Origin of the sequence: Bifidobacterium longum subsp. longum JCM 1217, assembly GCF_000196555.1 — a bacterium.
GTDB lineage: Bacteria > Actinomycetota > Actinomycetes > Actinomycetales > Bifidobacteriaceae > Bifidobacterium > Bifidobacterium longum.
Genome location: NC_015067.1, coordinates 2235146 through 2248016 on the forward strand (window position 1 = coordinate 2235146; position 12871 = coordinate 2248016).

Annotated in this window: 3 protein-coding genes; 1 reads left to right on the forward strand and 2 read right to left on the reverse strand. The window is 59.0% G+C overall.

The window, feature by feature from the left end:
• Positions 1–17 precede the first annotated feature (17 nt).
• Complete coding sequence (locus tag BLLJ_RS09540; RefSeq protein WP_013583006.1) at positions 18–5972, reverse strand: beta-1,3-specific beta-L-arabinofuranosidase; 5955 nt, start codon at positions 5970–5972, stop codon at positions 18–20.
• A 587-nt stretch (positions 5973–6559) separates the two neighbouring features.
• Here BLLJ_RS09540 and BLLJ_RS09545 point away from each other — a divergent pair.
• Positions 6560–7663 (forward strand): ATP-binding protein, encoded by a 1104-nt coding sequence (locus tag BLLJ_RS09545; RefSeq protein ID WP_007057436.1) that lies wholly within the window; start codon positions 6560–6562, stop codon positions 7661–7663.
• Between the two features lie 104 nt (positions 7664–7767).
• Here the strand turns inward: BLLJ_RS09545 and BLLJ_RS09550 are convergent, their stop codons facing one another.
• Complete coding sequence (locus tag BLLJ_RS09550) at positions 7768–12762, reverse strand: family 43 glycosylhydrolase (protein ID WP_013583007.1); 4995 nt, start codon at positions 12760–12762, stop codon at positions 7768–7770.
• Positions 12763–12871: the final 109 nt, after the last annotated feature.

The window sequence follows — 12871 nt, forward strand, 5'->3', positions numbered from 1 at the left end:
GTTTTTTGCAATTGGGGTCAGATTTGACGCTTGCGCCAGATGATGAGGGCAGCGCCAGCGGCGGCTAGGAGGGCCATGAGGGCTACTGCGCCGAGGATGGCGGCACCGGTGTTGGCGGTTTCGTCGGCCTTGGGCTGTTCGGCGGTGGGCTTGGCCACGTTGACCGCGTCCCAGACCAGCGAATCGTCAGCGAACTGGACAGCGAACTTCGTGGCGCCCAGCTTCAGGTCGGCGGGCACAGTCACCACCACAGTGCCGTCCTTGGAGACGGTCACACCGGAGGCGACCAGCACGGCCTTGCCGTTGGAGAAGGCGTACACGTTCACCGTCTTGCCTGCGAATGCCTTGCCCACGTTCAACGTCAGCTTGGCACCCGGCTTTATGGATTCGGCGGTGATGAGGTCGTCCACATGGTTCGCGTCAGTCAGATCCTTCTCTGCCGGGGCGGGCTGCTCCGGCTTGCTCGGCTGCTCAGGCTGCTCTGGCTCGGTGGTGGTCTTCTTGGTGACGGTCACCGCGACGGAAGCGGACTTGGTGGCGTCTTCGGTAGACGTGGCGGTAATAGTTGCATTACCTTCAGCCACGGCCTTGACGTTGCCGTTCGCATCCACGGTTGCGATCTTCTCGTCGGAGGAGGTCCAGGTCACGGTCTTGGCGATATCACCGGTCACCGTCACGTCGGCGGTGAGAGTCGCTTCGCCGCCAACCTTGAGCTCCAGCTTGCCGTCCTTGACCTCGCTACCTGTGATGGCGACGGAATCAACGGAAGGTGCCGGAGGAACGACCGGGTCGGTAACAGTCACGGTGATGGAAGCGGTCTTGCCGCCTGCGGTCGCGGTTACTGTTGCGGTGCCAGCCTTGACGGCCTTCACGAGACCGGTCTTGTCAACGGTCACGGCATCGCCCTCGACCGACCACGAGACCGCAGCATCATCTGCATCCGTCGGAGTGACAGTAGCAGTGAGCTTCACGGACTTGCCGGTTTCCAGAGCCAACTTGCCTTCAGCCACACCGTCGCCGAAAATGGCGATGGACTCGACCGGTACAGTCTTCTTGACCAGCTTGACCGTGTAGGTCTCGGTGGTCTTGCCGTCTGCGGCGGTGACGATGACCGTCACCACACCGTCATTGACGTTCACCTTGGCAGTGGCGCCGGAGTCGTTGGCCTCAAATACCACATCCGAAGCCTTAACAGCGGTCGGATCATCAACGGTCAGCGAAGCACCGTCCTCAGTAGCGGCAGCCGCAAGGTCAACTGTCTGACCGGCCACGGTGAGGGACTTCAGCGTGGCATCGCTGGACGGAGTCGGAGTCGGCTCGTCACCCTTGTCCGGGTTGAAGAGATCGGCGGCGGTGACGGCACGGTTCCATACCTTGAAGTTGTCGATCTGACCACCGAAGTACGGGTCGTTATAGAACGACTTACCGAGGTAACCGGCAATGTTGTTTGTGCCAACAAAGTCGGCGGCGGTCAGCGTGGTCGAGACCTGCTTGATCAGTTCGCCGTCAAGGTAGTAGGCAATGGACTTACCGCCCTTAACCACCACATCCACGTGAACCCACGTGTTCTTGGCCGGAGTGGAACCGGCAAGCTGAGTCTGGGTACCGGACTTCGAGGCCTCGACTCGTGTATTGGAACCACAGGAGACGATGTTCACCAAATAATCCTTGGTGTCCTTGCCCAACGCCCACGGGTAGATGCAGGTGTTGTTGCCGTCCCACTGGTAGTCGGCGGAAATGGTGATGTCCTTCTGGCTGGCATCAATCAGGCCGGCCGGAATCTGCACGTACGGAGACGCGGAGCCCTTGTCACCACCGGTCAGGGTGAGCGCCTTGCCATTGTCGGCATGGTCGCTTGCCGATGCGCCATCGTTCACGACCTTACCGTCGAGCTTGTCGCCTGCGGTACCAGTGTTGTCGATAGTGCCGTCCTTGACGATGGTGTCCGTGTCGAAGGTGTACTCAAGCACCGGATCACTGGCGGCGGGCACAGTGGCGTCGCCACGCACGATCTGCACCGAGTAGTGCTTCACGGCCTTGTGATCCTGCGCGTAGGAAGTGATTTCCACAGTGGTCACGTCGTCGGTCAGCGCGATGGTGCGGGCCTTGGTGTCATCGATGATGATGCCATCGACCTTGACGTAGGCACCGGCATCCTTCACGCCGATGGTGGCATCGACGGACTCAGTACCGGCCGGAACGGTGAGCGTGTACTGGGTCTTGGAACCATCGAAGGTCGGGTCAAGAGTGCCCTTGTCGAAGGAAAGCGACTTCAGCGAGGCATCGGTAGACAACGCCGCAGCGTTCTGCATGCGCACGCCGTATACGCCGCCGACGAGACCGCCGGTGGACTTGAACAGCACGCGCACCTTGCCGTCCTTGGCCTCGGCAATCAGGTCGGCGGGCAGTTGCTGGACATCCCAGTAGAAGGCCTTCAAGCCCTTGTTCTCGATCGTGACGGTGTAGGTCTTCGCGTTGGCGGAGACCTCGCCCTTCGAGTTGTCGGCGACCGGGGTCGGATCCACGATCATGCTGAACGTGCGGCCCGCATCGGCGGACTGGTACTGGACGCTCAGGTAGTTCTTGGCATCGGCCTCAGTGTTCACCTTGAGATCGTAGCTGAACCAGCCGTCGGCCTTGGCGTCACGGTACTGCTTGTCCTCGTAGGTGCCGGCGTTGGAGTCGTCGGACTTAGCGGCGTTGTGAGCGAGCTCCTGCTGGAACTCGTTGTCGAAGGCGTCAACCGCGTCGATGATGATCGACTGGGTTGCAGCGTCGGTCTTCTTCTTGAAGATGTTGTTCTGGTAGGTTTCGGAATCGACCTCGGCCATATCCCAGTAGATCGCGTACGTGGTCTTGTACGTGGAGTAGTAGGGTTGGAGCGTGAGGTCGGCGGCGTCACCGTCAACATTGGCGAACTTGAAGCTCAGGGTTTCGCGGTTGCCGGTGTTCGGATCGTCGGTACGCACGAGGTTGCTGCCTTCGGACGCGTCCTCCTTGATGCCCTTGAGCCAGTCAGTGACCGAGCCAGAGGTCGGGATGACCGCAGCCTTGGCGTTGGCCTCGGAATCGTAGTTGGCCACGCGCACCTTGACACCACCGTAGGAGTAGTTCGTCTTGTAGTTGGTATCGGTCAGCGCACCGGCGAGTACGACCGGGCCGTACTGGAAGGCGACCCAATCCTTGTTGTCGGCGGCATCGATGGCCTGCAACTTAGCGGGCAAGGTGTAGGTAATCTTGGCGCCATCCTTGATGGCGACCGTCACCCAACCGTTCTCGTCCTTAGTCAGAGCCTGCTCAGTACCGTCAACAACGAGCTTCACACCATTGGTGATGGCCCAGTCCGGCACGCGCAACTTGAGGTTCGCGGAACCGGTACCGGAGACTTCGAACGTGACGTCCTCGGTTTTCGGCACATTGGCGGTCTGCGTGATGGTCAGGTTGTGGCGTGTGTCCGTGTAGGTGGACGACCAGAACATATTCACGTAAACATTGTTCTCGTCGGTGAAGTAGAAAGAATCGTTGAGCTTGGCGAAGTTCTCGATACCGGTACCCTGGCAGCACCAATACTCGCCAATCGCGCCGCCGAACCAGTCGGCGTCGTAGTCGGTGCCGGTGATGCCGAATACCTTCGGGTAGCCGGCCTTCATCGGCTGGAAGTACGTGGTCATACCGGTTTCCGGGTTCTGGGAGGCCACGATCGCGTTGATGAACGTGTGCTCGTAGTACTCGGAGTACTTGGAATCCTTGGTCACCTGGAACAGGATGCGGGCCAGCTTGAGCATGTTGTACTCGTTGCAGGTCTCCACGGTGGAGAAGTTGCGGTAGCCGCCGTTCTGGTCGCCGTTCTGGGTGGCGTCCTTCCACAGTTCACCGGCCACGTGGAAGTGCTCGGACTGCGAGTTGCCGCCGTTCACATAGGTGTGATCCTTCACAACGATATCGAAGAAGTTCTGCGCAGCCTTCAGGTACAGGCTGGTGAGCTTGCCTCGCTCGTCGGCGGAAAGGCTGTTGTACAGGTCCTCATCCTCGGTGTAGGCCACGTATCGCTGCATGGCACCGGTGAGCTTCGGAATCGTGGTGTTGGCGTGCAAGCCGTTGAGCGGATCCTGGCCATTGGCGAGCTTCTGGAACAGCGCGGTCTCATCGAACAGGTGCGCGGCCGTGAGCACGGTCTGCTTGTCGGATGCATCGGCGATTTCGGCGACCTGATAGAGGGCGTCATTCATGCCGCCGTATTCAGTGCGCAGCATGTCGGTGGAGGCGTGTGCGGACTTCCAGTTGACAACCCACTTGGCGAAGTCGACCGCGGCGGCCTTGGCGGTTTCGCGAGTTTCAGCGTCGGTGGAGTAGTCGTATGCCTGCACCATGCCGGCCTCAACCTTGTGCAGGTTGTAGAACGGCACGATCAGGCCGCCGCCACCGTTCGGCACCACGCTCGCGGAGAATGCGGGGAAGAAACCAGCGTTGGCGGTGTCCTTCTTGGCATAGGCTTCCTGCGCCTCACGGATGCCCTTGACTACAGCAGTGAGGTTTGCGGAGAGCTGGGCCTTCTGATCAGCCGTGGCAAAGGTGGAGCGCTGCGCCTGCGAGGCCGCGGAAATCCAGTGACCCACGAAGTGACCGGTGAAGCGTCCCGGTTTGCTGCTGCCGTCAGGGTTGCGGCTCTCGTCCGGGCCGTTCTCCCAACCGCCGTAGTTCTTCGCGCCCTTGGTGTCGAGACCGGCCTGTGCACGGAACTCGACCAGCAGACGGTCCGGCTCAAAGCTCAGCAGATACTCGACTTCCTTCTTACCGGCGTTCTGCAGGTATTCGTCGGCTACGGTGACGTTCTCCATGCCCTGCTCGGAGAGGTAGTTCTTAAGGTATTGCACGTCGTGTCCACCACCGTTTTCGGTCTGCGCTGGCACGGTGACGGTCACGGTTTTGGAAACGGCCTTGGAGCCGTAGGAGGCAGTGACGGTAATCTTTGCGGTGCCATCGGCCTCGCCCACAGCCGGACGGGTTACGACACCCTCATTGGAGATAACCGCTTCGTTATCGGAAGCGTACGTCAGCGTTGCACCATTGGCCGCTTCAGTGTTGAAGGTCAGGTTGGAGGTTGCCGAAGTAGCGATATTCACCTTGTCGAGCGCGGCCTGAGCCAGCGTGGTAGCGTCAAAACTCTTGTCACCGACCTTGACTTCACGCTCCGCATCGGCGGTGTTGGCCACGGTATTCCACAGTTTCACGTCATCCAACATACCGGTGAGCTGGCCACCGGAAGCATGGGCACCATTCCAGCCGATGTACTTGGTGGTGTCGTCGGCCACGATGGTGCCGGCAGAAGCGGTGTTATCAGAGGCAGCAGTCTGCGCCTCACCATTGATGTAGAACTTCGCGGTCTTGGTCTTGGCATCGAACGTGACCATCACATGGGTCCACGTGTTCACAGGGAAGACATCCGCGCGCTTGCCTGACAGGTTGAATTCGAGCGGCTGGCCGGAGCCGGAGCCGCCGGAGCCCACGCCGACCGACAGCACGAGCGGCTTAGTATCAGAATTGGAACTCAGGTACCAACCGTTTTCGTTGTACTTGCCCTTGCCCCACATCAGAATCTGCTCGCCGGTCATCGTCTTGCTGGGGTTCCACCAGAACGAGAGCGACAGGCTTTCCGGCTGGAGCTTCTGGCTTGCGCCAAGGCTGAGCGCGCCTTGGCTCAGCGTAATGGCCTTGCCATCCACGCCGTCAACATAGGTGGCGGTGCCCTTATATTCGGTGACGGTGTTTGCAGCGGCACTGTTGTCGGTCAGGTTGCCGTCGAAACCGAGATCGAGCACCTTGTTAGTATCACTTGTGGCCGGCTGAATGCTGGAGTCCACTTCTGCAGCCCCAGCCGTTCCCGCAGTCATGAGCGTGAACACCATCGGTATTGCAGCTACCGCCGCAATACCTTTGCGCCACGCGCCTTTCCCTTTATCGATAGTTCTCATACGTTGAGAGCCTCTCCTACTTTGACCCCATTGTTATCAAATTGTTATCAGGCTGGATGCTGCGTCCATCGAACACAACAGCGGCGGCTCCTTCCACCGCCCAACCCAATATGCACCCGCATCACTGTGGGGAGCGTGACACCAAGCCAAAAACCCACGAAACACAAGAGATTCGCAGAATCCCAGCGCAGCATCAGCACACTGTGTAAGTGTTTATGCATTATACCGTTAGCGCTCACTGAAATACAGACAGGGAGGCAGGGGGTATCCGTCGAAGCAATTTCCGCACATCACATCTGTGCGTTTGGACAGCATATACCGCATAAACCATATCGGACATACCATTGATTCTTCTCTGCCAGACCGGCGACCCTCTCATAAGCCGGTCTTCTTCGCGCAGCTCACGCGATTTTCGCTTATGCACCGACGTGTGGCATGCAGTTCGCTCTGCTTGCCACACACTAGCAGCCACTGACCGACACCGACAACGAATCTCAATACGGACTTGCGAGCCAATCGAGTCGCTGCAATGAACACGCAATCGCGCCGCCGAGGCAACCTGAAAATCTCAAACACAACGTCAAAAGATGACAGAGTACGAAATCTACAGCTACGAAGCGTTTCGCCGCAAATACGAGGACGAAATACGCATCGTGGAACGCGCCGAAGCCGATGACCTCAACCAAGACTCCCTACTGCGGCATGAACTCGCGCTCAAAAGTGAGCGCCCACATTTTGCGCGGATGGACGAATCACACATTCTGGAACTCACCAGCGTTTTGCGGAACGGAAAGCCGACACTAGCCGGGATTATGCTATTTTCCACGTATCCACAGGCATTCTTCCCTCAGTTATCTATCATCGCAACGCGAATCCCCGGCACGCAAATCGGCGATACAAGGCCAAACGAAGAACGGTTCATCGACAATGCTCGCATTGAGGGGCCGCTTGACGAACAGCTGCGCGGAGCCATCGCCTTTATACGCAAGAATATTCGCACAACAACTATCATCTCTCCCGAAAACGGCGAAAGAATGGATGCCGCTGAATATCCAATTGAGGCCGTCCGCGAATTGATATTAAATGCACTCATACACCGTGACTACAGCATCCACACACAGGGTATGCCGATACAGCTGCAGATTCTCGACGATCGTATGACCATCATCAATCCCGGTAGCCTATATGGAAGGCTCACCATCGATCAGCTTGGCACTATTCAACCAGATACACGCAATCCAGTTATCGCAAATGCGCTGGAGGTTCTACGAGTGACGAAGAATCGTTATTCTGGTATCCCCACCGTACGCAGACTTGCTTCAGAAACGGGAATGGCCGCTCCATTATTCGAAAACACTCGTGGAGAGTTCAGAGCCACGTTGTATTCGCCTCTCGCCCGAACTACGTTGCCATCCGTTATGAGTCACGAAGCGTTCAACCGACTGGACTATCAGGCAAACGGTCAGAGGCCTAATTCCCGGCGCAGAATCCGGCCCGAAGAGCGTAATGCCGCAATTCTGCAATTCTGTGCAACACCGAGAGCCCGCCGACAAATCGCAAACTTCATTGGGCTGGATAGCACTGCATATGCAATGCGCACTTATGTGCAACCATTGGTCGTACCTGGTCAACTTGTTCTAGGCTTGCCCGACAAACCGCAGAGCAGTAACCAAACCTATCGCACTGCATAGCCGTAACAAGCGCCCCCAACGCCAGATAGGTATGAGCCCTAAGGCCCAATTGCAAAAAACTCTCACTGAGGAGTGCTCAGTGAGAGTTTTTTGCAAATGAGGGGTCAGATACGGCGCTTGCGCCAGATGGTCAGGGCAATACCGGCGGCGGCGAGGACCACCACGGCACCAGCCACGCCGAAGACGGCGACACCAGTGTCGGAGATGACGGCACCCGGCTTCTTGCCATCAGCGGAGACCTTCACGAGGGCCTTGCGGGCCTCGGTCAGGTGACGAATCGCATCCTGGACCTCGGTGGAGGTGGCGTTCTCCTTGGCGAGCACCTTCTTCGCTTGGGCCAGCGCATTGGCGTAGGCCTTCCACGAATCGGCGGTGTAATCGTCCTGGTTCAGCTTCTCGGCTTCGGCCTTGGCAATGGCGTCTTCGAGCTGCTTGAGCTCTTCCTCAGTGGCCAGATCGGGATCCGGAGTCGGCGTCTCGTCGGCAACGACCTTCACGGTGAACGTGGCGGTCTTGGTCGAATCGGCCACAGACTGCACGGTCACGGTCACCTTGTCGGAGGCCTTCGAGGAGTCGAAGCCGAGCAGCTCGTACTCATCGGCGGCGAGCTCACGGGTGGTGGAGCCGCCGTTGCCATCGGCCACGGTCGCGGTGACGACCAGACCGGCAACGTCGAGCGCTTCACCAACCTTGTACTCGGCCTTGGCGGGCTGCGCGGTCACGGCGATGGAGAGGATCGTGCCTGCGGCCGGGTGCTCCGGCTCGGGCTGGCTCTCCTCCAACGCATTCTGCGCGTCGGTCAGGGCCTTGGCGGCGGCATCGACATCAGCCTGAGACAGGCCGGAGTCAAGGAAGGTCTGCTTGGCCGTCTTGGCTGCGGCGAGCGCATCCTCGAATGCCTTCCAGCTGGCCTCGGTGTAAGCAGAGCCATCGGTGCCGAGCTTGTCGGCCGCTTCAATCGCGCCATCAAGCGCCGTCGTATCGGCCATCTCAATGGACACGCCTTCGTCGGTCGGGTGAATGGTCTGCATCAGGCCGTCCGCGTCGAAGGTGATCTCGTCGATGGCGGTTTCACGGTGGTAGCCGAGGCCGGAGGTGAACACGCCGAGCGGCGTGTAGTGGCGATGGTAGGCCATGAGCCAACGGTCGTTGCCGTCCGCGTCGGTCACATGCACGTCGGACTGGTGCGCGGTACCTTGCAGGTTCTTGGAGGAATCCTTCTGCAGCAGCACACCCTTGTAGGTGATGGTGCCGTCGATGGAATCGGAGACGCCGTACCTCACATGGTAGTTCGGGGAGTTGGCGTCGTCGCACGACCAGGTCCAGTGGTACTTGCCGTCGCGGTAGGCGACGACCACGGACTCGCGGAAGCCGTTCAGACCGTTGAGCTTCTTCACCGTACCGGCCTTGATGCTCACCATGTCGTCGTTGAGTTCGGCGATGGCGGGCGAACCGTTGCCGTACAGGATGTACGACTTGCCGGTGTTCGGGTCGGTGAAGATGGACGGGTCGATGGCCTGTCCAACGGTGACGCCTTCCATCGTGCGAGTGACCAGCGGCTGATCGGCGGCCTTGAACGGACCGGCCGGGTTGTCGGCCACGGCCACGCCGATGGCGGATGTACCGTTCGGCAACTTCGCGCAGTAGTAGAAGTAGTACTTGCCGTTCTTCTTCTCGATGGTCGGCGCCCACGCGGAGCCCACGGACCACGGGGAGATGGCGGTGTTCTCATCGCCATCGGTGGTCGGCTGGTGGTCCTTATTGACATCGAGGATCACGCCCTCGTCGGTCCAGTTCACCAAGTCGGTGGAGCTGAACGCATGGAAGTAGTTGCCGCTCCAGCCGGAGAAGCCGTCGGTGGTCGGGTAGATCCAGAACTTGCCGTCGAAGTAGTCGATGTCCGGGTCGGCGTACTGGCCGGGCAGTACCGGGTTGTTGCCCACGGTGACCTTCTTCAGCGTCCAGGTCTGCGGCGCACCGTCGCCCAAATCAACGACCAAAGTACGGTCCTTAGCCAGGTCGGCCGTACCACCATTGGTGAACGCCTGACCATCAAGGGTGAGCTTGATGGAGTCGTCGCTACGGTTGACAGACACCTTGACGGGCACCTTGGTCGCGCCGCCACGGCGGTTGAGCACGGTGGTGACGGTCTTCGTGGACCAGTCGAGGGTGGAACGGACCTGAGAGTGGTCGTCAGTGCCACGCAGCGAGTTCGGGTCAGACGGCACAGTGCCCACAGAAATACCCTGCAGAGCAATCGGGCTGGTCTTCTCGACCTCCTGAGCAGTGAGCGCGCGGTTCCACACGTTCACATTGTCGAACGAACCCTTGAAGTATGGGTCGTTGTAGAAGGACTTGCCCAAGTAGGCCAGCAGATCGTTACCCAAATCGGTGACCTTGTTCTTGGTCGCCTTGTTCTGAGCCACCTGCGCACCGTCAGAGTACACGGTCATCACGTTGTCGTCCAACGTGACCGTGACACGATGCCATGCGCCGTTGCCAGACAACGTAGCGTTAGCCGCGTCCTCCGCACCATACGAGTTGGTGGTGATGCGGCTGGCGAGCTCGCCGGAGTTGTTGTACTTCAGGAAGTAGTACTTGGTGGAGTTCTGGCCGAAAGCGAACGTGAACTGGTTTTTATTGATCTCCGACTTGACATCCATCTGCACAGTCAGCTTGTCACGGCCGTCGAACAGGCCCTTCGGGAACTCGGCGTAGGTGCCGTCAGAGCCGTCGAGCTTAAGCACCTTGCCCTTGTCGGCATCCTCGGAGACCTTGGCGTTGCCGTTGAAGGTCAGGTCGTTGTTGTTCTCAGTGGTGTCGGTACCCTTGCTGTCTTCGAAGTCATACTCGGCAATCGGACCGGAGCCGTCCTCATCGGGAGTGACTGGCCCAGCGTCCTTGTTCTTGTCGAACACCTTCAGGATTGCGTTGTACTCGGTTTCGGTGACAGGCAGGATGGTGCCGTGACGCTTCTTCAGGGAACCGAAGTTCACATCAGAGGCAAAGCCCCAATCAGCCTTATCAGTGCTGCTTAAATCGGCAGAACGGTATGGGGTGTAACCCTTACCGGCTGCGTACTGGTCCCACATCAGACCATAGAGCATCTTCTTGCCCGCATCACTGGCCTGCACGTCATCTTCATTGTAGAAGAACAGCTCCGGGCCTTCCAGCTGCGCACCGGTCAGACCGGTACCAGTCAGGTCTCCGAAGGTACCGACAAGCGTCCACCGGTTCGGATCACTGTCAGTGTTGTAGTAACCATTCGCGATTGTGTCACCAGTGGTGAGCGTTGTGGCATACGGATCCTTGCTACGCTCGATGCCGAGGTACGTGTCGCCGGAAACACGGTAGTAGTAACCGTCATCGGCCTTAATCATCGTGGTATCGATAACGGACTTGACTCGGTCGATCCACTTGACAGGCGTTGTGAAGTTCACGAAATCACGCGTGGTGGAGTAGTACATGTTGGTGCGATCACCGGACTTGTTGTCGGAGTCGGATGCGGTGGCCCAGTACACCATGTACTGCTTGTTCACATCATCCCAGTGGGCTTCCGGAGCCCAAGCCATGCCGGCTCCCGGAATCTGAGAGGCAACGTCAACGGCGCGCGGTTCGCTCCAGTTGACGAAGTCATGCGACTCCCACACGATCAGGTTGGTGCTACCGGTGCTGGTGGCCGCGGCCGCGCCCCAACCGCCACGGTTGCGGATGCTCAGCTCGGTAGCGATGAGGTAGACAGTGTCGCCTTCCGGAGAGCGGACCAGATACGGGTCGCGCACGCCGTTGTCCTTGCCACGAGAGTTGCCGGTCTGGCTGTTGTTCCAGCTGAGTACCGGATCGCCGGACTCGCGGGTGTCATGCCAGCTCAGGCCATCCTTGCTGGTGGCGAAGTACATCTGCTCGTCGGTAGTGCTGCCTTCGGTGCCGGTGAAGTGCGCGAACAGATAGTCCGTGGTCTTCGGCTGTTCGACGGCGGCCTTGACGGTCAGCTCGAATTCCTTGGTTTCCGTGTTGCCGTCAGCATCGGTAATGGTGGCAGTGAGCGTCACCTTGGCGTCGGCCTTCTGGCGAGTGACGACGCCGGCTGCGATGTCGCCATCTGCAGCATCAGTAATGACCTTGGCGTCGCTGGACTTCCATGTAATCGCGGAACCATTAACCGAACCCTTGGCTGGAAGTGTGATGTCGGAATACGCATCGGTGCTGCCGTTGTTGATGGTCAGCGCGTTAGCGTCGGCCTTGGCGGCATCGGACTTCGTGGAATCGTAGGCTTCCTTGATTTGCTCCGCAGTGTGCGCGGAGCCGTAAATATTCAGGTTGTCGAGTGCGCCGGTGTAGTACTCGCCGTTCACCCAGTTGGCCTTGCCGATCTGCAGCACGCCGCCGTCTGCGCCGAGAATATCGGTGAGCTGAGCGAAGCTCGCGCCATCAGCCGGGGCTACGGTTGCGGCCTGCTCACCGTCAATGTACAGCGTGGAAGCGGCCTTGTCGATGACCAAATCGACGTGACGCCACTGGCTGGCGAGACCATCCTTGCTCACATTGCCGGTGGTGTCGCGCTTACCAGCGTTGTTGTAACGCTCAACGTTCACCGAAGTGGTGCGATCCATCACGCCGAGGTAACGCTCTTGCTGATAGGTCTGCGCATTCGTATTCGGTGCCGCAAATACCGACCAGCCCTGATTGGTGCTGGCGGACTTGGAATCATACGAAATCGTGACCGCATCCAGGCCCTTGAGCACAGCCGAATCATCCGACTTAGTCACATTCAGCCAGAAGCCAGAACCGAGCTGAGCTGCGGTAGTGCCGTCTTTACTGGCAGTTACTGCGGCGGCACCGTTGATGGTTGCCTTGGTGCCGGTTGCCTCATCGGTGAAGGTACCAGTGGCACTTGCCGTGACGTTGTTGAAGTCAAGGCTGGCAAGCAAATCACTGTCTGCCGATGCCTTGGCATTTGATTTCAGGGCTGCTGCCAGCGCCCGCTGTGCGGCCGATGAATCGGTGGTATCCGATTCAACCGCATTTGCTGCTGGCGCCAGCGCCATCAGCATCGGGACAGCTGCAAGAGCTGCCACCGCTTTCTTCCACTTACCCATATGTCTCCTCTGATTGTGGGTTTTGGTTTTGTGTTCAGTTATGGATTGAAGATTGAAGTTATGGTGATACTAGGTGCTCCCTCTCCGTCCGCCAGAAGCCGACTGAGAG